The 20,198-nt window shown below is 60.9% G+C and carries 23 protein-coding genes, 1 tRNA gene and 2 pseudogenes; 13 read left to right on the top strand and 13 right to left on the bottom strand.

All coding sequences use genetic code 11. The features are described from left to right. Window positions 1-193 precede the first annotated feature (193 nt). The 3 genes and pseudogenes from R2855_10825 to R2855_10815 form a co-directional block, all read right to left on the bottom strand. Window positions 194-382: a hypothetical protein gene (locus R2855_10825; GenBank protein MEZ4531506.1), complete on the bottom strand. Its 189-nt coding sequence runs from the start codon at window positions 380-382 to the stop codon at window positions 194-196. Window positions 383-1,316: 934 nt separating this feature from the next. After that, window positions 1,317-1,682, bottom strand: a pseudogene (locus R2855_10820) (phosphoribosylaminoimidazolesuccinocarboxamide synthase). Window positions 1,683-2,435: 753 nt separating this feature from the next. Then, on the bottom strand, window positions 2,436-2,660 hold the full coding sequence (locus R2855_10815; GenBank protein MEZ4531505.1) for a lyase family protein: 225 nt from the start codon (window positions 2,658-2,660) through the stop codon (window positions 2,436-2,438). Between the two features lie 1,214 nt (window positions 2,661-3,874). On the opposite strand from R2855_10815, the gene R2855_10810 reads away from it, so the two are divergent. Next, on the top strand, window positions 3,875-4,360 hold the full coding sequence (locus tag R2855_10810) for a hypothetical protein (GenBank protein MEZ4531504.1): 486 nt from the start codon (window positions 3,875-3,877) through the stop codon (window positions 4,358-4,360). A gap of 1,222 nt (window positions 4,361-5,582) precedes the next feature. After that, window positions 5,583-6,176, top strand: a complete 594-nt coding sequence (locus R2855_10805; GenBank protein ID MEZ4531503.1) for a TatD family hydrolase — start codon at window positions 5,583-5,585, stop codon at window positions 6,174-6,176. A gap of 2,111 nt (window positions 6,177-8,287) precedes the next feature. Here the strand turns inward: R2855_10805 and R2855_10800 are convergent. The 8 genes from R2855_10800 to R2855_10765 all read right to left on the bottom strand — a co-directional run bounded on the left by R2855_10800 (window position 8,288) and on the right by R2855_10765 (window position 11,992). Then, entirely contained in the window at window positions 8,288-8,536 is a 249-nt protein-coding gene (locus tag R2855_10800; GenBank protein ID MEZ4531502.1) for a hypothetical protein, read from the bottom strand. Between the two features lies 1 nt (window position 8,537). Continuing rightward, window positions 8,538-8,828, bottom strand: a complete 291-nt coding sequence (locus tag R2855_10795) for a hypothetical protein (protein MEZ4531501.1) — start codon at window positions 8,826-8,828, stop codon at window positions 8,538-8,540. A 356-nt stretch (window positions 8,829-9,184) separates the two neighbouring features. Then, complete coding sequence (locus tag R2855_10790) at window positions 9,185-9,376, bottom strand: hypothetical protein (GenBank protein ID MEZ4531500.1); 192 nt, start codon at window positions 9,374-9,376, stop codon at window positions 9,185-9,187. 368 nt (window positions 9,377-9,744) lie between these two features. After that, window positions 9,745-9,993, bottom strand: coding sequence for a hypothetical protein (locus tag R2855_10785; GenBank protein ID MEZ4531499.1), 249 nt, complete (start codon window positions 9,991-9,993; stop codon window positions 9,745-9,747). A 178-nt stretch (window positions 9,994-10,171) separates the two neighbouring features. Continuing rightward, window positions 10,172-10,339, bottom strand: a complete 168-nt coding sequence (locus R2855_10780; GenBank protein MEZ4531498.1) for a hypothetical protein — start codon at window positions 10,337-10,339, stop codon at window positions 10,172-10,174. Window positions 10,340-10,420: 81 nt separating this feature from the next. Then, entirely contained in the window at window positions 10,421-10,885 is a 465-nt protein-coding gene (locus R2855_10775; protein MEZ4531497.1) for a hypothetical protein, read from the bottom strand. Beyond that, on the bottom strand, window positions 10,882-11,268 hold the full coding sequence (locus tag R2855_10770; protein MEZ4531496.1) for a hypothetical protein: 387 nt from the start codon (window positions 11,266-11,268) through the stop codon (window positions 10,882-10,884). Before R2855_10770 ends, R2855_10775 begins: the two co-directional genes overlap by 4 nt. A 403-nt stretch (window positions 11,269-11,671) precedes the next feature. Beyond that, a complete protein-coding gene (locus tag R2855_10765) occupies window positions 11,672-11,992 on the bottom strand; it encodes a hypothetical protein (protein MEZ4531495.1) in 321 nt (106 codons plus the stop codon). Window positions 11,993-12,415: 423 nt separating this feature from the next. On the opposite strand from R2855_10765, the gene R2855_10760 reads away from it, so the two are divergent. The 10 genes and pseudogenes from R2855_10760 (at window position 12,416) to R2855_10715 (ending at window position 18,003) form a co-directional block, all read left to right on the top strand. Beyond that, on the top strand, window positions 12,416-12,925 hold the full coding sequence (locus tag R2855_10760; protein MEZ4531494.1) for a tetrahydrofolate dehydrogenase/cyclohydrolase catalytic domain-containing protein: 510 nt from the start codon (window positions 12,416-12,418) through the stop codon (window positions 12,923-12,925). Between the two features lie 57 nt (window positions 12,926-12,982). After that, window positions 12,983-13,216, top strand: coding sequence for a hypothetical protein (locus tag R2855_10755; GenBank protein ID MEZ4531493.1), 234 nt, complete (start codon window positions 12,983-12,985; stop codon window positions 13,214-13,216). Window positions 13,217-15,008: 1,792 nt separating this feature from the next. Further along, window positions 15,009-15,251, top strand: a complete 243-nt coding sequence (locus R2855_10750) for a hypothetical protein (GenBank protein ID MEZ4531492.1) — start codon at window positions 15,009-15,011, stop codon at window positions 15,249-15,251. Window positions 15,252-15,435: 184 nt separating this feature from the next. After that, window positions 15,436-15,597, top strand: a complete 162-nt coding sequence (locus R2855_10745; protein ID MEZ4531491.1) for a hypothetical protein — start codon at window positions 15,436-15,438, stop codon at window positions 15,595-15,597. A gap of 62 nt (window positions 15,598-15,659) precedes the next feature. Then, a complete protein-coding gene (locus R2855_10740; GenBank protein ID MEZ4531490.1) occupies window positions 15,660-16,064 on the top strand; it encodes a hypothetical protein in 405 nt (134 codons plus the stop codon). Further along, a complete protein-coding gene (locus R2855_10735; protein MEZ4531489.1) occupies window positions 16,061-16,420 on the top strand; it encodes an AAA family ATPase in 360 nt (119 codons plus the stop codon). Before R2855_10740 ends, R2855_10735 begins: the two co-directional genes overlap by 4 nt. Beyond that, window positions 16,309-16,539, top strand: a pseudogene (locus tag R2855_10730) (AAA family ATPase). The gene R2855_10735 and the pseudogene R2855_10730 overlap by 112 nt, the downstream one beginning before the upstream one ends. A 247-nt stretch (window positions 16,540-16,786) precedes the next feature. Next, on the top strand, window positions 16,787-16,918 hold the full coding sequence (locus tag R2855_10725; GenBank protein MEZ4531488.1) for a hypothetical protein: 132 nt from the start codon (window positions 16,787-16,789) through the stop codon (window positions 16,916-16,918). Window positions 16,919-16,957: 39 nt separating this feature from the next. Continuing rightward, the gene (locus R2855_10720; protein MEZ4531487.1) at window positions 16,958-17,638 is read left to right on the top strand and encodes a hypothetical protein; all 681 of its coding nucleotides are present in this window, start codon (window positions 16,958-16,960) and stop codon (window positions 17,636-17,638) included. Window positions 17,639-17,927: 289 nt separating this feature from the next. Further along, window positions 17,928-18,003, top strand: a tRNA-Gly gene (locus R2855_10715). Window positions 18,004-18,237: 234 nt separating this feature from the next. On the opposite strand, the gene R2855_10710 is transcribed toward R2855_10715, so the two are convergent. Both R2855_10710 and R2855_10705 read right to left on the bottom strand, forming a co-directional pair. After that, window positions 18,238-18,681 carry a hypothetical protein gene (locus tag R2855_10710; protein MEZ4531486.1) on the bottom strand — a complete coding sequence of 148 codons (444 nt, stop codon included), beginning with the start codon at window positions 18,679-18,681 and terminating at the stop codon, window positions 18,238-18,240. A gap of 231 nt (window positions 18,682-18,912) precedes the next feature. Continuing rightward, window positions 18,913-19,191: a hypothetical protein gene (locus R2855_10705; protein ID MEZ4531485.1), complete on the bottom strand. Its 279-nt coding sequence runs from the start codon at window positions 19,189-19,191 to the stop codon at window positions 18,913-18,915. Between the two features lie 594 nt (window positions 19,192-19,785). Here R2855_10705 and R2855_10700 point away from each other — a divergent pair. Next, window positions 19,786-20,088 carry a hypothetical protein gene (locus R2855_10700; protein MEZ4531484.1) on the top strand — a complete coding sequence of 101 codons (303 nt, stop codon included), beginning with the start codon at window positions 19,786-19,788 and terminating at the stop codon, window positions 20,086-20,088. The last annotated feature ends 110 nt before the right edge of the window (window positions 20,089-20,198 follow it).

Raw genomic sequence — 20,198 nt, 5'->3', positions numbered from 1 at the left:
GGATACGGCGATACTCGTCGTCGCTGAGCGCGACTTCTCGCCAGGCGCCTTCCGAATCGATCCGCCGGTGGTCGACGTCGTCACCTACACCCACATTCAGAAACCGAGCGCGGACGTGAGGATCTTTGAGTCCATCGGTGGGTCCGAGAGTGGATCGGAAGCCCGTTCCGGGTGGGGCATCATGCCGACGACATTACCCTTCTCGTTGCAAACACCGGCGATCGAACGCACCGAGCCATTGAAATTGGCGCCCGGGCTGACCGGGAAGCATCGGCTTCGCAGTCAGCGGAAAACCACCCGGACCGTTGGCTTCGAGCCCGTCGAGCGTGGCGTCATCGGCAAAATAGGCGCCTTCGCCATGCGCAATCGGGAGGTTCAGCACATCACCTCGCCAATTCAAAACCATGGTGGTCTGGCAAGCTGACCCGGATGTTCACCCATCGGCAATGGAAGTTGAGCGATTCGTTCCGAAGGAGCGCTCTGGAAGCAGATGCGCCTGTCAGGACCTGGAAGCCGTTACAGAGTCCCGGCACGGGACCGCCCTCTGCAAAGTCCTTGAGCGACTCCATGACCGGCGCGAATCGCGCGATCGCCCCCGCAACGCAGGTGCACTACACGAGAACCCGCCTGGCGTACAATGGCGGCCAACCCGGAGAGGTCGGTCTCCTTGATAGTCGATCATCCGCGTTGGCGCTGACAGGTTCAGGGCGTGGCGCGTCGAACGAATCCTGATCGCCATTGCTGCCGGGAAATGTAGATAACGCGATCTGCGACGACATGCCTAGAAGCTCCGGCGCCTCTGTCACCGATTCGATGAGATAGGTTTGGATGACTGGATTGGCAAGCAGCTTCTCGGCCATTTCCTCTGCGGTGGCGCGGGCTGCGCCGGAGCGCTGGCGCGTCGAGCTGCAACCGATAGTGCTTGCCAGCGCGCACGCGTTCCACGCCAGAATAGCCAAGGCTGTGAACCATTACGGATAGCCTCCCCTTCCGGGTCGTTGTATTCGCTTTCGGCATGACGAGCACATCGACCTGCCAAATCGAATGCGACTTCTCGTTCGTAGGGCGCTCTCTCAAGACCGGATCGTCCGGTGAGACGTTGAATGCCGATATAGCGTTGTTGTGTGCCAGTGATGACATCGTCCGGAAGGGACGGGGCCGGTGGCTCGTGGTTCCAACCGGTGGAATCGAGCCAGTTGCGCATATTGCTTGTCGAAGCTCTCTGGCTCGCGGCCAGAGAATGCGTCGACGCATCCCAGTAGCGTGCGCTGTCGGGGGTCAGCATTTCGTCGATGACGGTCAATCCTGGCCTCGAATCATTCCGAACTCGAACTGGTGTCTGCCAGCAGCATCCCGCACGTTGCGGCATGTGCTGCCGCGAAGGTGTAGAGCTCGATGCTCGCGCGCTCCAACTGGCTGGATAGGTCGGCGCCGACAAGATCGCGCAACCGTTCGACGGTGATGTTCTCATCGTGACCGATGTCGTTTTTCATTGTAGGCGTGAAGATCGGTTCTGCAACCGCGCGGCCCGCCGCAACCCAACCGGCAGTTCAAAGCCCAGCGATGCCGCCAGTAGATCGATATTCCTTCCAACCAGAACCGGCGAGATAGCCGCGGACGACGCATTCGAAGTCGATTCGGTCGGCCTGCTTCGCTTGTGGTGGGAACGAGCGTCGAACCATGCGTGGTCGCTGGTTTCGACCGAATCCGGCAGTCCGCACTGGATGACGTGATTGGGAATGATGTCTCGCGTTTTCTCGAACCAGAAATTCGAAAGCTGGTTATACGGCGCCCTGCCAGGAATCGCGCTAAAGCGACGACATCGAATGCGGAAATGCGGCCGCTTGCGACGAAGAGCAGATCGTCGCCCAGCAGATAGCAGTCGCGAACCTTGCCTTTGGCGCACTGAGCGGGAAGCGAATTTGAGGAGCTGAGTTGCGACTGCGCCGGTCACGTGCTCACCGCTGGTTTGTTCAGACCGAGGCGTTCGAAAACTGCATCGACATGCCCCAACTGCTGGTAGGGATCGAAGAGTTCGGTGATCTGCTCCTGACCATCTTGGCTCGGCGATCTCAGGGTCCGTACGCACCGCCTGTTCGAAGCTCGAGCCGTTCAGCCAGTTGTCCATATGCGCCTCGGACCCGCTTGTATGCCACTTGCCGGTCGATGCCGGCATCGACGAGGCCCAATGCTGACGCGTTGCGAGAAGATGAGTCCGCCGGTGAGATCGAGATTCTGTTTCATGCGGTCTTCGTTGACGGTCAGATCCTCGAGAATCTCGGCGAAACAACCGAGCGAGTAGTCTGAATGATGATGGCCGTTCCGGAAGATCGCACTCCTGCCTGGTCGAGGATGCTGCTGATGCCGCCTACGCCAGAGCGCCACGTTTTCGAGGCCGGTCACGGCATAGCCCCGCAGAAGGCGCGCCAACCCGCTCAGCCGTTCCGACTCATGCGGGATTGCGCTTTGTGCGGCATGGCGGAGCTTCCCGGATTGCCCTCGCCAAAGGGTTCTTCCACCTCGCGGACCTCTGTCCGCTGAAGATGGCGAATTTCGACCGCGACCTTTTCGATCGTGGCGCCGATTCCAGCCAGCACCGAGAGGAAGAACGCATGCCGATCGCGCTGGATGATCTGGGTCGAGGCCGGGGCTGGTCGCAAGCCCAACGCTTCGCAGACTTCGCCTTCACATCAGGAGGAACGTGCGCATGGGTTCCGACCGCTCCCGGAGAGTTGCCAACACGCATCTTCTTCGCGAGCCAGCGAAGCCGTTCGAGCTGCCGGCGAAGCTCGTCGTACCACACGGCCAACTTCAGGCCGAAGGTGTGGGTTCGGCATGTACGCCGTGCGTTCTGCCAATCATGCAGGGTGCTGCGGTAGCGTACCGCCCTCGCTGCCCGACGACCTCGATCAACCGCTCGAGGTCGATCTCGAGGATTGCGCAGGACCTCGCACCAGGATGGACAAGGCGGTGTCGACAACATCCGACGAGGTCAGGGCCGAGATGGATGTAGCGTGAAGCTTCTCCAACGGTTTCGCCGGTGGCGCGGCAAGAAGGCGATGACATCGTGATCGATCTCGCGTTCGACCTCTTGCATTCGCTCGAGATCGCAACTGGCGCCACGGATCAAGCCTGATCGGCCCAATCGGGAACGGCCACGCCGATGCCAGGACTCGCAGACCGCGAGCTCGACGCGTAGCCAGACCTGCAGCTTGTGATCGTCACTCCACACCGCTCCCATCTCGGGCCTGGTGTACCGCACGGATCACATTGGTGCCGTTGCCCTTTCCGAATGAACCAACGGGGATGCCTGCATCGGCAACCAGAGTATACCGTTTTCCATTGCCAATCGGGCGCGAGATGCGTACACTGCGGACAGAACGGAGCGGGGGACGTCGGATGTCTCCAATCGATTGGCGCCTTGACCTGCTCGGAGGACGCAGGTTGACGAGGTGGAAGCCATCGAACCTTTCGGCGGTCGCTTTCTCGGCTGGCAGAGTCGTTACGCAAGGAGCAAACCGGATTCGGTAACGGATCGACAGAGGCCCTTTCGAACTGCCCTTTAGCCCACTCTCGCTCCATCGAGAACCGAATTGTTGGCCGAGCGAAGGAAATTCGCCTTTGCTCGCGCGCTTGCTTTGGCGCACGCAATTGCGGCGGAGCGCCCATGCGTGACTGGAGCGCAGATCGATGTGCGGGATCTTCGGGTATGTTGGCGAGTCGACGGGTGTCGGATCGGCGATCCTTGCGGCGCTGAAGACGCTGGAATACCGGGGATACGACTCTGTGGGATGGCGGTCGGAGTGAGACGGCCAACTGGCGCTGACGAAAAACGATCGGGAAGATCCTCGGTCGCATCGGTTGATTTCTTCAGATGCGGGAATCGGATTCGGCACGCGGTGGCGCACATGGCGCCGTCACCCACGCCAATGCCCACCCCCACCTCGATTGCTCAGGTTCGATCGCTGTCATACACAACGGCATCGTCGAGAACTTCGGGAACTTCGAAACGAGGTCGAGGCGAAGGGCATACCCTTTCGCTCGGAAACAGGATAGCAGCGACGCGCACCTGATCGAGGATGAGCGCGCTTCGGGCGCACGCTGGCAGGAGGCGCTGGAGCGCGTCTTCGCCCGTCTCGATGGACTTGGAGCGGTGATCGTGCTCGACCTTGCGTCGAATCGATACGCTACGAAACGCACGTCGCCGCTCGTCGTCGGGCGCAACTGCAGCAAGGTCACCATTGCCTCAGACGAGATAGCTCGCCGACATGCGACCGAGATCCACTATCTCGAGGATGGCGAGGTTGCCAATGTAGCTTCATGGACGGAATTTCGATTTCGCACCTCTCCGGGACGTTAATGGCTGGGTGGCGCCGATCCCCGGTGGACGAGCGGCGAGACGGACTCGGCGGTTTTCCTGATTTTATGTCAAAAGAGATGGCCGAGCAGCCCGACGTCCTCGAGCGCCTCGTCGAGCCCTGCTGGGGAGTGATCGACGCCGCCAATGCGATCCGGGGAATCGTACGGCGCGTATATGGTCGTGGAACGGTGTCGCGGCCCTTGACCGGGTCGTATCTCTTTAGCAGAATTGTTTCGCGTCAGCGTCAATTTCGCTCCAGGATCTGAGTTGGCGACTACGAGCATTTTTCTCGAAACCGGGTTCACTCGCGATCGCGTTTTCACAGAGCGGTGAAATCTTACCGGACATCGAAGCGATGCTGGCGGCGCGAGCGCGGGAGCAACGCTGGCTGGGGTGGTCATCGCCTGATCGACCCTCGGCGGATGGTGGATATCCGGGTCGATCTCGGGGCCGGTCCGGAGCAGTGCGTGCTTTCGACCAAGGCGTATACCGCGAAAGTTGCCACGCTGCTCATGACGGCTCATGTGCTGACGCTGGAACGCCCGAGGCCTGGCGAGATCTCGTCCAGGAGGCCGCGACAGGGATGCGCCACATGCTGTCGCCGGCATGGATCGATCGCGTGCGGGCGATCGCGCGGGACATCTACGAGGCCGAGCACCTCTTTGTGATTGGCCGTGGATTGGTCCCCGTACCCGACCGCGCTGGAAGCCGCCCTCAAGATCAAAGAGGTCTCCTATTCATGCGGAGGGATTCGCGGCGGGAGAACTCAAGCATGGGGTGACCTGCGCTGGTGCAGGACGGCACGCCATGCGTCGTCTATGCCCCGAACGACGAAACCCACGCGGACATCATTTCCGGAGCAATGGAACTGAGCGTGGTGGGCATATCATTTCGGTATCGGCCTGGCTGATGACCCGGTGTTCGATGCGTGTGGTTGCCAACACCAGATGCTGGGACGCTGCCCCCGCTCGTCCAGGCGCTGCCGGCCCAAATGCTTGGATATTCATGCAGCGCTGCTTCGTGGGAATGATCCTGACAAGCCGCGAAATCTGCCAAGAGCGCTGCCAGTGAAGTGACGCCGGAGGAACGTAATGGAATTCGTCGAATCGCATGGTCATCTCGATGACGATGCGTTCGCCAAAGACTTGCCGCAGGTCATCGAGGCCAGCGCGCGGCTGGAGTCCGGCCGTTTCATCAATATTGATACGAACCGGAGAGCTGGATGGTGGTCGTCGCCCTGGCTGAGCAGCATCCGGACGCTTCCTACGCGCTCGGGATGCATCCGAACTCAGCGGACCGCTGGTCGAACGATGTGGCAACTGAGCTCGAACGCTTGCTCGACGCTACGAATCCAGTCGCGATTGGCGAGACTGGGCTCGACTACTACCGGGAATGGGTCGATCGCTCGTCACAGAAGGCTGCTTTCCGCGATCAACTCGAACTCGCGCGGTCGTTCTCGCTACCGGTGATCGTTCACATGCGGGGCGATGTCGAATCGGAGCTCACCGAGATTCTCCAGGCCTTTCCGACGGTGCGAGTGGTTTTCCATTCATTCGACGGATGGCGCATCGGCCAGGATTTCGCGCTTCGACGGGGCGACATGTTCGGCATCGGCGGACTGATGACCCGCTCCGGTTCAGCGGATTTGCGAGAAACTCTTCGGGAGATACCGCTGGACTCGGATGCCCTGGAAACCGATGCTCCTCATCTGACGCCACGCGGCGTGAAAGAACGGCGCAATACCCAGCAAACATCCCGATCATCGCGCAGGCGTTGGCTGACCTGCTGGCTGTATCCTCATCGAACGTATCGCTGAGCGGACGACCGCCAACGCCGAGGAGATATTCCAATTGGCGTCGCGTCCGCGCCAGTCGGTGCTGCGCAATGAATGATGAACGGCTGCCAATTTCATCGCCACCGGGAACGCTGGGAAACTTGCCGAGTTCGAACGGCCATTGGGAGATGAGTTTCGCGTGGAGGGACTTTCCGGACTCGATCTGGTGATGCCGCCAGAGGGAATGGAGTCATATCGGAAGAATGCCGAAGCAAAGGCGGATCTCCGTCGCCAAGGCGACTGCCTGTCTGACGCTCGGCGATGATTCGGGCATCGAGGTGCGAGCCCTGGGAGGAGCCCCGGGGATCGGATCGGCGCGATTCGCAGGCAGCCCGCCTTCGGACGCCCGCAATATCGAAGCTCCTGAAGCTGCTGAATGGCAACGGCGGCGAGGATCGATCGGCCAGGTTTGTTTGCTGGCTTGCGCTTGCCGACGCCGACGGGCTCGTCACGACGGTGGAGGGGACCTGTTCTGGCGTCACCGGAGCGATACCGAAGGGGGCCAATGGGTTTGGTTACGATCGGTCTTCCTGTTCGATGATGGCAGATCGATGGCCGAGCTGAAGCGACCAGGGAAAAGGATCTGGTCAGCCACCGCGGCGGCAACGCCGTGCGCGCGATCAAGCCGGACCTGGAACGCCGAATTCATTGGTGCAGGCGCCCGTAGTTTAGTCCGGACCTCACCGGAGTTCGCGAGCTTTTCCGAATGGCGTTCGTGGGCAACCAGCGCCGGTCTGCAACTGGCTCGCGGCCGGTCGTCGCCAGTTCCCGCGGGAAAACGCTCGTCGCCAAGATCCTCGAATCGATTCTGCGAACCGCTGGCCTGCGGGTTGCCACGTGGTCGAGCCACGAGTCGATATCGATGGCGTGCGCCAGGTTGGAGAGCTGGGACCGTGGCAAGGTGGAGTCCGGTCTGGCCTCAAGGGGCGATCGACATTGCAATTCGTGAGGTCGATTGGGCCACGGCGTCGACGCTGGCGACCAGTCCGCGGTTGCCGGTGCTGGCGTGACAACGTCTGCGCCAATCGCGAAGATTGTCTGCTCGCAGGTGATGCGGCCCGCCTGCTTGGTGCCATGCCTGCGTTGCTCACGGCGGTCGTCAACCAAGGCTGGATGGTTCCTCAACGGCGAAGACCTGGCCGTCGCGGCCGATCTCTCGACCTCCGGCCCACAACCGCATGCTCGTCGGCCTGGGGCTCGATGGTCCGATGACGGAATCACACCTCGAGACGAGCAGTAGCCTGGCCTGGCTGCCGGTGACCAGCTGGCAGTTTCACACGGCAGGCGCGTTCTTCTGCTTTGCGAGCGACAGGAACTGCGTTACGCGCTCGATGGCTGCGCGAACTTTATGGTCTTCGACACGCTCATGGCCGCCTCACTGGCAACCGTGTTGGGCATCGACGCAGGCCGCAATTCGTGCTGGTTTGCTCGCCTTTGTCAGCGATCCGGAGAGCATCCCCGGTTCGTTCAATGTGCTGACGTCGAAATTCGGTGATCATTCTGGACAGCCCGTCGGCCTCCTGGCATCTGCGCCCGGTGTTGCGCGCTCTGCTGAAGCCATCGCGCTGCTCACCGTGTTCAGCGGATGCGTGGCGCGGTGCTTGCCGACACTGCTGAGATCGGACGATTGCTGGGCCGATCAGCAACTTCCTGATCGTCTCAGACGACGACTAAGCGCGATATCGAGCGCACGTCGCTCGCCATGGAAGGCGCCCGCCGGAACGAGCTTCCTCCGATGGGAATTCCGGTCACAACCGAGGTCGAGGGTGCGTCGCGCCATGGGACTCGCCCGGCCAGAGACGTCATCTATGGCTGCTGTCCGATGATCCAGTGGACCTGTGGTCAATGACTCAGAAAGCGGACAGCAAATTATTCCGCGCCAGGCCCAGTTCGCGCTTAAGCCGCCAGAACCTGTCGCAAGGTGGCTCGACCCACACCAGGTCCTCTCCGAGCAAGTTCTGGAGTTCAGCCTGCAGCAATTCGTTCCACTCGACCTTCAAGGTCCGGCTGCGCATCGGCAGGTCGTCCTCGCCATTTACCGATGGACGGCCGACTTCATCACCGTCGTGTTCCCGGATGATCTGCAGCTTTTGCTACCGGCATTTCGTCGATATACGGGCGTTGCGTCCGACGAATCGCTCACCAGCGCGATATGCACCTGCTGCTGGCTGGGTCTTGGACCGAGGGCGTCGATCGAATCGAATACGCGCTCGCAGATCAGCTGCTTTTTCGCCACGCAGGTCGACCTTGGCCTCGACCTCGATGACGTTATCGACCTCCCAGGCATCCTGGAACGTCTGATAGGTCTCCGGAAATGCCACGAGCTCGATCGTCCCGGTCATGTCACTCGAAGTCCATAATGGCCATTGTCTTGTTCGCTTTCGTGAGGAAGCGCCGTGATGTATCGACCTGACCGATGATGCGCACCCGATCGCCAGGAAAACGGTCATGCACATCGTTGATGACCTGTCGTCCATAGCTGCCGACGCGCTGCAAGACGTCGTTTACTGGATGGTCGCTCAGGTAGATTCCGAGCAACTCACGCTCCCACGACAGCCGCTGCCGCAAGGAAGCGAGATTCCTGGTGATCGATTCAGGCGTCTCGACTTGTTTCGCGACGGAGCCTCCGAGCATATCCAGATCCCAGTTGACCCTTGGCCGCCGCGCGCCGGTCGATGGCGCCGGAGATCGTTGGTTCCAACCGGTTGAGTATCACGCTGCGCGGACGAAACAGTCGAGCACGCCGCTCTTGGCCAGCGAATCAGCCACTGCCGGGAGACTTTCGTCCAGTCGACCCCGGCCAGGGCGAAATCCTCAGGCTGGCGAACTCTTGATTGGGATGGTCGCACCACGCTTCAGAATCGATTCCCGCCGCGCCCTTGCCGACGTTCTTGATGGCGCTCAGTCCGTAGCGAATCGATTCCTTGCCGTTCGACTTGGTTTTCCGGCTGGAAGTCGAGCGCGCTGCGATTGATATCGGTCCCAACACGTCATGGCCCCATCCGCCGCACATGCGCCACGTCCGAAACGAGCCGGTCGTGATTGTCGCCATCGGTCGTCATGAGCGCGCACATGAATTCGACCGGATAGTGCGCCTTGAGATAGGCGGTCTGCGCCGCGATCACCGCGTACGCGGCGCTATGCGCTTTGTTGAATCCGTAACCGCCAAAACGCGCCATCATGGAATAGAGCTCGTCGGCCAACGCCGCCGTCAGGCCATAAAAAGGACGGCGCCCTCGATGAAGGGTTTGCGATAGGACTCATCAAGTCCTGTTTCTTCTGCCCATGGCGCTGCGAAGGCCATCGGCGTCCGCCATGGAGAATCCTGCGATCGCGTTCGCAATCTGCATGATCTGCTCCGATAGACCGCAATGCCAAACGTGCCCTTCAGGATTGGCTCCAGGTCGGGATGGCCGAAGTCAGCCGGTGAGCGCCCATGCTTGCGGTCGCAGAACTCGGCGGCTCCTCCCGCTGGTCCTGGCCTGATCAACCATGAGTGCAATGAGGTCGTCGAACGAGTTCGGCGCCACCTCGGTGGTCATGCGGGTGGTCATGCCGACTCAACCGGAAGACCCCGATCGCCGCCTTGCTGCAAACGGAGAAATGCTTCTTCATCTTCCAGCGGAATCGCGTCGATGGTCAGGTCGGGTGACTTGCGCTGCGCGAGATCGACAGCCCGCCGAAGGATCGTGAGGGTGGTCAAGCCGAGGAAGTCCATCTTGAGAAGACCGATTTCCTCGAGCAATCCCATTTGATACTGGGTGGTGACTTCGCCCTTCGCTCTTGCCGCCGCTCGCACGCTGCACGGACCGTCTCGATCAGCGGATCGCGAGAAATGACCACACCCGCTGCGTGGGTGGACGAGTGGCGAGCGATGCCCTCGACCTTCTTCGCATTGTCGACCAGTTCGCGCAGGCGCTTGTCGGCCTCGAGAACGTCGTTGAGCTCGGCGACGCGATCGAGCGCCTTTTCGATCGTCATTCCTGGTTCTGCCGAATGAGCTTGGCCACCCGGTCGATCTCGCTGAACGGCATGCCCATCGCGCGACCGACATCACGCAGCGATGCGCGCGCCGCCATGGTTCCAAACGTGGAGATTTGCGCAACACGATCGTCGCCGTACTTCCCGACGACGTACTGGATCACCTCGTCGCGCCGATCGTCCGCAAAGTCGATATCGATATCCGGAAGGGAAAGACGATCCGGGTTGAGAAACCGCTCGGAAGATCAATCCGTGCTTGAGCGGATCGAGCGACGTGATCGCGAGACAATAGGTGACGATGCTTCCCGCTGCGGAAGAACCGCGGCCTGACCGACCGGAATGTCGTTCTCCTTGGCGAAGCGCACGAAGTCCCACACCACCAGGAAATAGTTGGTGAGTTTCATGTTCCCGATAACGCGCAGCTCATAAGCGATTCTGTTTTCCACATCGCTATCAGAGAGGTCGTATCGTTCTGGCGGCCCCGCGCGCACCAGGTGTTCCAGATACTCGTGGTTCGTATACCCTGCGGGAACATCGAAGTCGTGGTAGCTGAAAGCCCTGAGGCGAGAGATCGAGTTGGCACATATCCGCGATGGCGCAATGAGTTCTTCAGGACCATCGGGCAGTTCTGCAAACCGATTCCACATCTCTTGCGGGCTCTTCAGGTAGAGCTCGTCGGTTTCGGGCTTGAGCCGCTTGGGGTCGTTCAACGTGGTGTTCGCGTCTGAATGCAGACCAGAAGCTCGCGCTGGGGAATCCGCTTGCTTGCAGTAGTGGAGACGTCGTTCGTCACCACGAGCGGCAAGCCGAACGACTTCGCGAGCGAGATCAGGTCCCGGTTGACCTGGAGCTGCTCCTTGAGGCCGTGATCCTGAATCTCGACGAAAAACCGTTCGCGCCTGAAGATCTCCGCCAGCTTCACCGCATAGTCACGAGCAGTATCAGGGCGTTCGTTGAGGAGGTTGTTCCCGCCGTAGGGCCTCCGAGGCATGCCGAGGTGGCGATGATGTCGCGGTGTCTGGCGAGCATGGTCGATATCGATCCGCGGCCGGTAGTAGAAGCCGTTCAGGCTCGCTTGCGATGCGAGCTTCATCAGATTCCGTAACCGGTTTCGTTTTCCGCCAGCAGGAGGAGATGGTATGCTCGGCGTCGCGCCTTCCGTTCCGCTTCCGATGCGTCAGGCGGAGGAGGGCCCGCTTTGCCTTCCGCAAAATACGCTTCCATGCCCACGATAGGGTGTAGTCCAGCTTTCGACACCTGCTTGTAGAAATCGTAGGCGGCATATGACGCACGCCGTGTGGTCGGTTACCGCAAGGTGCTGGATGCCTGATTCCTGCGCTTGTTCGATGTATTCGGGAATGCGTCCCATTCCATCGAGGAGCGAGTACTCGGTGTGCAGGTGCAGGTGAGCGAATTCGGGCAAAGGGGTGACTCGTTTCTAGGCCCGGCAATTGCCGGGGACCCCGCGACGTCGGGGCTTTGCTCTGTGCTTTTTCTTACTCCGCAGCGGAAGCTGGAAATATTATCGCCGGCTCCGGCGCGGTTCGAAGCGGGTGCGAAACCGCGGCGCGGAGCCGCCTGCCGAATTTTCGGATCAGCCCCGCTAGGCGGCGGCCGAAACCCGGCCCATGGGCGCGAGCTGCATAGCGCATCCGCGCCTGCTCTGCCAGCAGATGGAGAACCTGGCGCATGTTCTCGCGGTATTCCGCGGGAAGCTGCTCGTCGCTCAACAGATAGAAGACCTCACCGAGCGCCAGCTCAGCCGAAAGAACTTTGGCGAAATCCCGCGGCAAGAAGCTCGCTGCCGCAAGGAGCATGTCTCTGTTTCCTGCCCTCACCCAGGTCCATCGCATCGCCCAGGCGATCGACCGCGTCCCGGGTTGGCATACGCGCGTCGCCCTCGAGACGGCTGACGTAGCGTGATCGAACTCAGCGCGTTCAGCGAGCTTGCTCTGAGAAACGCCGCGCCGCTCCCGAAGCGACTTCCAGCAGTTGGCCAACTTCGTCATTCGTAACCCCGCTCTGTGACAGATAGACACAATCGATCGATCTCGATCGGCGACCGTTCGGACCGGTCATTGACTCACTGACACCATCCTATCAGCCCGTTGCCCAGCCGTCAATTCGAATTTCAGCTTATCCACATCGGTTTCGGCGTACTCGTCGTTTCGAATGCGGATAATCGCTGAAGCGCGCCGTTGGTGTCGAATCGCCAAGTTGACTGTCGTTGCCCAGGCGTCATGCGGAAATGCACGGGTCTCGCCCTGCATCGTCGGGGCGATGGCCTCAGGGACGCGATCTGTGGCTTAATTCGTCCTGGTTCGATGGGGAACGCGCCGCCTTGTTTCGACAGCCGGAGCGGGATCTCCATAACCGCCCACACCTCGACCAACATTGACACCCTTCTCCTGCGAGGCGGCGACCTGGCCACAACGCTAAGGAGCCAGATCCGACTTGCTCGCATGAGGCTGCTGCGCGATGGTGGCCGTCCCCCGGTGCTCGTGACGCTGGCGGCGGAACCGAATGCATCGGCTGAGGCGTATCGCACCTCGATCTCCAGGACCATGAAGCGGGTCGAGATCGAGCATCGGCCGGTCGATTTGCCTGCCGGGTGCCGGGATGCCGATCTGGAGCGTGCGCTACAAGAGCTCAGCAATGACCCAGAGGTCGCCGGGGTGCTGGTGCTCATGCCGCTCCCGGCGCGGATCGACAGTGGGAATCGGAGCCTTCGGAACAACTCGACCCGTTGAAAGACGTCGACGGGTGACGGTCATCAACGCCGGCCGTCGGCACCGGGGCTTCCGTGTTTGGCGCCAAGCACGCCAAATGGCGGCCTTGCCCTGCTTGATCACTACGGGATACCGATGAACGGAGCGCGCGCCGTGGTCATCGGGCGAAGCAATGTGGTCGGTCGCCCTTTGGCTGCCCTCTTGCAGCGCCGAAACGCAACGGTGACCGTCTGCCACAGCGGCACCAGGACGGTGTCGTACACACGCGAGCAGGCCGATATTGTCGCGCTGGCAATCGGTAGCCCTACTTAACACCGGACCTGATCCGCCCGGGCGCCGCAGTGCTCGACTTTGGTACCAATGTCATCGGAGACCGCAACACTGGCGATGCCGACTTCGACGCGCCTTGCGTGGCCGGAGCGATCACCTCTGGTTCCAGGGGGCACAGGGCCGATCACGGCGTTGATGCTGGCACGCAACACGATCGCCGCTGGTATAGCCGGGCTGCACAACGATCTCGATTCCATCCCGCCGTTCGAGCATTGGCAGAGCGCTGAGGGCTGAACCGCGTCCGGGCCCGTCCGAGGTTGACGCGAAGGCCCCAGGATTGCTAGGCTTCCTCGACCGTTGTTTTGGGCCGACGTAGCTCAGTGGCAGATGAAGGGACTCATAAGCCTTTGGCCGGTTCGAATCCACCCGTCGGCACCATCGCCCCAACGACATTCCCAGGACTCATGAATTCTATGAGAACGTGATCGAAATCCCGGACGGGATTCGGCGGCGCGTCTTCCTCCGCGCGATGCGAAACAGTGGCGTGCAACCGGGGATCGCCTGACGGTCGCGTTTTCTGGTGGCGTCGATTCGCTCGCCTTAGCCGCCGGGCTCGCACGCGTTTCCCCCTGCTCGGAACGCAGATTCGGATCATTCATGTCGACCATCAGATTCGCGACAACCCCAACGCCGACGCCGCGGCCTGCCGGCAACTGGCGGCAGCGCTTGGTCTGCAGATCGACGTCGTGACACTCGAAGCTCGGTCTCCGACGACGAACGGTGGGCATTGGACTGCAGGAAGCCGCCCGCAGAGAGCGTTATCTCGCGCTGGCAGCCGCTGCCAATGATTGGGGAGTCGTCAACGATCGTGCTGGGCCATCAGGCGAATGACCAGGTGGAGACTATGCTGCTGCATCTGGTGCGAGGAGCGGGGTTGGACGGACTGCCGGCATGCGTCCCGTCGAGCACCGACCTGTTCCATGGTGGGTTCCGGAGGCAACGGAGGTGTGAACCTGACCGCCAGGCCATGCTCGCTGAATCCAGAACAGCGATCGAGGCATATGTCGCGCTTCCTGGGGTTGTCCCCGGCGTCGACGAGAGCAACGCCGAAACCGACTTCGACCGGAACTGGATGCGCCCCTACGGGCACCCCCGCCCGGAAATCCTGAAGCGCTGGCCGCATGCGGTTCGAGACGATCGCGCGCAGCTGGAGGGTGCTCGATGCAGATAGGTCTTCTATGCATCGAGCTGTAGATCTCGCCGTATCGAGCGGAGAACGCTGACCGGACACTCTGCAGCGGACACTGAGTCGGTTCGAGCCAGCTGTCGCAAACCGCGTGCTGCGGCGATGGCTCGAGTGGTTTGGGCCGCCCGAAGTAGATTCAGATGTCGTGCACCGCCTGCGGGCTCTCGCGACTGATGGTGACGAAAGTCGAAAGTCGAAGAGGCTGGGAGTCGCTGTTCGATCGTTGTCGACGGCAACCGGCTGGTCCGCTTCGACCAGCTGATGCATGAGGTTGGCGCGCATCGATTCCGATCGATGCGGGGTGGGACGGATGGATCATCGAGATCCGCGACGATCCGCGACCGGGTGATGTGACGTTCGACGTTCAGAAGCGGGTTTTGCCGCTGGAGGTGCGTTCGATCAGACAAGGCGACCGTGCATGGGACGAACGACTCCGTGATGGCGACCTGCGCGCCGCTGGTTCATCCACTCGTGCGAACGCACGTGCTGGCAGTTGCTTCGCCGGCCGGGGTCTTGCTCATCCCGGCAATCTATCCCACCATTCGGGGCAAGGGCCGATGAAGGTTCAGGCAAGAAGGCGGGGGTTCGATGGCGGAGGCGGTCTTGAAGCGCAAGGTAAGGGGGTCGCGGCGGATCCTCATCGATGCCGATTCGGTTCAGCAGCGAGTGAGAGAGCTTGCCGCTGAGCTCGACGCAGTCTATGTGCATGAAACCCCACTCCTTATCGGCGTGCTCAATGGCGCCATCACGTTCATGACGGACCTGGATGCGCGCGATGGATGCCGAACTGAAGGTCGATTTCATGGCCGTCTCCAGCTATGGATGATGTGACCAGTTCGGGCGCCGTGCGCATCCTCAAAGACCTGAACGAGAACATCGAAGGCCGCCGTTTCATCGTGGAAGACATTGTCGACAGCGGACTCACCCTGAGCTATCTGCTGGACGTCCTGGGCGGCGCGAAACCCGGCCGATATCAAGGTCGTGGCCCTCGTTGCGCAAACCGAAAGCGGAGGCGATGGCAGTGCAAACGGACCTGGTTGGGTTCGATATTCCGGACGAGGCTGTCATTGGCTATGGTCTCGACTTTGCGGGCCGCTACCGAAACCTGCCGTACATTGGTGTGCTGGATCCGGCGGAAATCGAAGTTACGAAAAGTAAGACTGCTATACTTTCGTAGAAGCCGCCCCTTCAGGATCACGAAAACCATCCAGGAAGCTCGGGCTGGCCGGAGGTCCATGAATGGGTGATATTCGACGCTTGCGCAGCAGTGCGGTCTGGATTGTCCTGATCGTCGCCAGTTGCTGCGCTTTTGGTTCCTTGTCGTCAACGACAACGATGCGACAACGAACAGTGATTTTTCTGCCGTCGCTGCCGATATCCAGGCCGGCGAGGCAGAAGCTGATGATCGGCGAAGACAGCGAACATGCCGGTTCAAATGCGTACATCGACCCGGATACCAACGATGCCAAGTCGATCCTTCCGGGCAACACCACCATCTATGAAGCGCTTCTCGAGGCATATGGCGTCGATGTCGCTACTGCACCGCCAATCGATGTCAAGGCAGCGAGCCGCTGGGGCAGTTGGTTGGGGGCGTTAAGGTTTCCTGTTGCCGACCCTTTTCCTGATCGGCATCTTCCTTCATGATGCGCCAGGCGCAAGGGTCGAACAATCAGGCCGTTTCGTTCGGAAAGAGCAGAGCGCGTCTCTTCAGCAGCAACAAGCCCACCGTTACGTTTGCCGACGTCGCCGGAGTCGATGAATCGAAGGAGGAGGCTCGCCGAGGTCGTCGAGTTCCTGAAGTATCCAGACAAGTTCCAGCCGCTTGGCGCGCGACCGCGCGGTGTCCTGTTGGTCGGACCCCGGGAACCGGCAAGACATTGCTCGCGCAGTGGCACGCTGTGGCGGTAAAGCCGTTCTTCAGCATTTCCGGTTCAGAGCTCGTGGAGATGTTCGTCGGCGTGGGCGCGAGCCGCGCGCGATCTTTTCGACCAGGCGGCTGAAGAGCGCGCCATGCATTGTCTTCGTCGATGAAATCGACGCAGTCGGCCGGCAGCGCGGCGCCGGTCTGGGCGGCAGCCACGACGAACGCGAACAAACACTGAACCAGGATTCTGGTCGAGATGGACGGATTGACAGCAGCACGAATGTGATCGTGATCGCGGCAACCAACCGGCCCGACGGCCGATCCGGCGTTGCTGCGGCCCGGAGACTGATCGACAAGTCATCCTCGATCGGCCCGATATCGCCGGGCGGCGAGCCATTCTCGAAGTCCACTCCCGTGGGAAGCCACTGGAGGGCGATGTTTCGATCGACAACCTCGCGCGGCAAACGCCTGGCTTCTCCGGCGCAGAGACCTCGAGAACCTGGTGAACGAATCGGCAATCCTGGCGAGGCACGGCGGCAAGAAGACCATTGGGCGTCACGAGATGACCGAGGCGATCGACCGCGCTGGCCGCCCGCAGCGCAAGAGCCGGGTGATTTCGAGCGGGAACGATTGATGACTGCCTATCACGAGGCCGGACATGCACTCGTAGCGCATGCTCCCAAATGCCGATCCGGTGCGCAAGGCCTCCATCGTGGCCCGCGGCATGATGGGTGGTTACACCCGCGTGGTGCCGGACGAGGACCGGATGTTCAAGACGAAGCGGCAGTTCGAGGACGAGCTCGCGGCGGTGTTCATGGCCGGGCATGTGGCCGAATCGATGGTGTGTTCGACGAGCAGTCGACTGGAGCCGCCAACGATATCGCCGAGCGGGCCACCACCTCGCGCGGGCGGCGTGACGAGTTGGCGAGCGATAGCCTCGCCGGCAAGAAGGACGAGTTGGTCTTCCTCGGCCGCGAGATTGAAGGAGCAACGGAACTACAGCGACGAAGTGGCGTTCGAGATCGACAAGGAGATCCGAATGCTGGTCGACTGCGGACTCGAGCGCGCAAAGGAAGTCGTTACCTCGCACTTTGCGCAGCTGGAAGCGATTGCTGAGTTGCTCATGCGCGAGGAGACGATCGAAGGCGAAGAACTGGAAGCGCCTTTCGATTCGCCACGCCCGAAACCAACGCTCGTCGGCCCACCTGGAGCAAGTCCGGCGGCATCGCTGATCACCCCGGCAGAGGACAAGAAGCCGCGCACCAAGCGGAACGACTCAGACGATCGTGATCGGCCGTTGCGTGCCTCGGTGGACAGATGGTGCCGCAGCCCGCAGGGTAGTCGTCCGCAATAACAGACATCGTCGCACACAAAACCCCGGCCCATCTGACCGGGGTTTCGTCGTTCCTACAGGGAGGCGGGGGATTCCGAACCCCCGGCCTCTACAGTGCGATTGTAGCGCCTCCCAGCTGAGCTACGCCCCTGAAGGAACGACGAGTATATGGTCAGCGAGATTATCGGGTCAACTTGGAATTCGCTGAAAGTTGTCCTTTGTTGACCTTGAAATGTCGACTGCGATCAGCCAGTTGCGACTGAATTCGGCTGGACGTGACTTCTGCGCGTCATGTATAGTGCTGGCCGATGCGGGTGTAACTCAGTTGGTAGAGTGTTTGCTTCCCAAGCAAAATGTCGTGGGTTCGAGTCCCATCACCCGCTCCACCCCTCTCTTCCCCTCAGGTAACGTATCACTTTCTTCAAATGTCGACAATCACGATGAGGCGCGAATCCGTTCGATGCGCGCTCGTTGGGCAACGATTTCCGGATCGGTCTGCACATCGCCACCTTCTTGTTCAACTCCGATACTTGAGGAACGCGAGACGGTTCTGCTCGGCCACGATCGATCTGGAGTGGCGCCGTGACTCCCATGGATAGCGGCGCATGCGCCAATGGGTCTCACGGGCCAACCGGGCGCGCTCTTTCCGAGATGACGGTGTCAGGTTCGGCCAGCCAGCTCGACTGAATCGTTTTCTCCTCCCAGCGACCCGTGCGCACCAATGTGTAGAGAATGAGCAAGACCGATGGCAGGAACATGAAGAAGCTGCGGAGACTGGCGCTCATCCAGCTGGAGAGAAACGGATTCTCCTCGGTCGGAGCGCTGAGATCGGGAATCGGCTTGCCCATCGTGTGCAGGATCACGACCACGGCAACGCCAAGCCCGTTGTTGACCAGGTGGGCGGTCACCGCGAGGAAGTACCCAAGGGAGCGCCCAGGCCACCGCGCGAACGCGGGTCTTGCTGACAGCCGCATAGCCCAGGCCGAGCCTGGCCGGGGTCCTGTGAACAACGCATGCCCGGCGAACCCGGAACAGTCCGTAGCGCCCTCCCAGTTCGGTGCCATAGGTGTGGACGCCCCATTCCGTATAGTCATTGGCAACGTAGAGCGCGGACTCGAACCAGTTGAATCCGGCACTGACGAGCGCGCCCATGATGAATCCGTCACGAGGACTGCGGAAGAACGAGCGAAAGAGGAAGAAACCAAAAGCAAGCCAACCCCCTTTGAGCGTCTCCTCGACGAGGGGCCGGCAATCGGAGCGCTACAGGAAGCCTCGATTCTCGCCAGCGTATGGAATCAGGTCGTTTTTCTCGACCCACCGATCGACATCTCTGAGGATTCGCTGATTCGCAGGCAACGCCAGTCCGGTGCTGAGGATTGCCCCCACGCAAGCAGCGATGCGTACAGTTGCCAGGGCAGTGGATCGCGCCGATCGAGCCATCTCAGGATGAGTGTCGTCAATCCGGTGAGAATGGTGGAGAAGAAAAGCGCAATGAAGAACACCCGCAGAAGATGCTCATGATGCGAATAGAGATCGAGCAACGTCAAACGCGCGCGCGGCAGCCACACCGCCAAGAATCCGCCAGTACCGCCAGAATCGCAAAGACCAGTCGAGGGTCATGGATCCGGTCGGTCTGCGCGAAGCACGCGCCAACGGAGTTACAAAGAGTCCAGATTCGTTCCTTTTCTGCTCCGCGCAGGTGCTCCGACCGTACAGGATGTGCCGCCGGCCCGTGCCCATTTCCAAGCGTTCGAATGGTTTCATTACAACACAATGTGGTGAGCTCGATCTCGGTCTGTATCGTCGAAAAAGCGCCCAGCGGCACTGATTGCGAAATCACCTGGCAATCTCCAATCTCACTGCTGCAGAGTTTTCCCAATTCGAACGATGTGTGGAGTAGAACACCGTGGGACGTATTTTCAAGGGCATCGATTCCCAGCTCGAGGCCTGGATCAGCAAGCAGCCGCTCTTCTTTGTCGCCACTGCGCCATCCGGCAGCGAAGGCCACGTCAACGTTTCACCGAAAGGGGGCAGCGGCCTCTTTCGCGTTCTCGGTCCAAACACGGTTTCCTACCTGGATTTGGTCGGGAGCGGAGCGGAAACGATCGCTCACTTGCGTGAGAACGGGCGCATCGTTGTGATGTTCTGCGCGTTGAGGGTGCCCGAAGGTGATTCGGCTGCATGGCGTCGGTCGGGTCGTCGATCCTGGCCACCCCGAGTACGAAAAGCGGATGGCGGCCTTCGAGCCTTCGGAGGATACGACGCTCATTTCTCGATCGATCATCGTGATCGATGTCGAGCGGATCGCGGATTCATGCGGATTCATGTTCCGCATGAAGCTCGTGGACGAGCGGGAACAACTGGTGCGGTGGGCCGAGAAACAGCAAGCGAAAAACGGCGAGTCGTGGAAATCGAACTATCCAGGCCAACAACGTCACCAGCATCGATGGTTTGCCGGCGCTGGAGCGTGACGGCTTTGTGGACGACGATCTCTGCCCGCTTCTCGAGCGACGGAAAAGCGCTGTAGGTCGACACATGCTTCGGGTTCGTCGTGCGGGCGCTCGAGCGTTCAGGCGGCGAG

The organism is Thermomicrobiales bacterium, assembly GCA_041390825.1.
In the GTDB taxonomy this organism is placed as follows: domain Bacteria; phylum Chloroflexota; class Chloroflexia; order Thermomicrobiales; family UBA6265; genus JAMLHN01.
The sequence above is the reverse complement of the archived record's forward strand: the minus strand, read 5'-3'. Positions and strand labels throughout refer to the sequence as shown.

Excerpts from the sequence above, each read along its gene's own strand:
- R2855_10810 (MEZ4531504.1), top strand. The coding sequence starts at position 3,875 with ATGCGGGAATCGGATTCGGCACGCGGTGGCGCACATGGCGCCGTCACC.
- R2855_10805 (MEZ4531503.1), top strand. The coding sequence starts at position 5,583 with ATGGTGGTCGTCGCCCTGGCTGAGCAGCATCCGGACGCTTCCTACGCG.
- R2855_10800 (MEZ4531502.1), bottom strand. The coding sequence starts at position 8,536 with ATGACCGGGACGATCGAGCTCGTGGCATTTCCGGAGACCTATCAGACG.
- R2855_10795 (MEZ4531501.1), bottom strand. The coding sequence starts at position 8,828 with ATGCTCGGAGGCTCCGTCGCGAAACAAGTCGAGACGCCTGAATCGATC.
- R2855_10790 (MEZ4531500.1), bottom strand. The coding sequence starts at position 9,376 with ATGATGGCGCGTTTTGGCGGTTACGGATTCAACAAAGCGCATAGCGCC.
- R2855_10770 (MEZ4531496.1), bottom strand. The coding sequence starts at position 11,268 with ATGAAGCTCGCATCGCAAGCGAGCCTGAACGGCTTCTACTACCGGCCG.
- R2855_10765 (MEZ4531495.1), bottom strand. The coding sequence starts at position 11,992 with ATGCTCCTTGCGGCAGCGAGCTTCTTGCCGCGGGATTTCGCCAAAGTT.
- R2855_10760 (MEZ4531494.1), top strand. The coding sequence starts at position 12,416 with ATGCGGAAATGCACGGGTCTCGCCCTGCATCGTCGGGGCGATGGCCTC.
- R2855_10750 (MEZ4531492.1), top strand. The coding sequence starts at position 15,009 with ATGGCGGAGGCGGTCTTGAAGCGCAAGGTAAGGGGGTCGCGGCGGATC.
- R2855_10745 (MEZ4531491.1), top strand. The coding sequence starts at position 15,436 with ATGGCAGTGCAAACGGACCTGGTTGGGTTCGATATTCCGGACGAGGCT.
- R2855_10740 (MEZ4531490.1), top strand. The coding sequence starts at position 15,660 with ATGGGTGATATTCGACGCTTGCGCAGCAGTGCGGTCTGGATTGTCCTG.
- R2855_10735 (MEZ4531489.1), top strand. The coding sequence starts at position 16,061 with ATGATGCGCCAGGCGCAAGGGTCGAACAATCAGGCCGTTTCGTTCGGA.
- R2855_10720 (MEZ4531487.1), top strand. The coding sequence starts at position 16,958 with ATGCTCCCAAATGCCGATCCGGTGCGCAAGGCCTCCATCGTGGCCCGC.
- R2855_10710 (MEZ4531486.1), bottom strand. The coding sequence starts at position 18,681 with ATGGCACCGAACTGGGAGGGCGCTACGGACTGTTCCGGGTTCGCCGGG.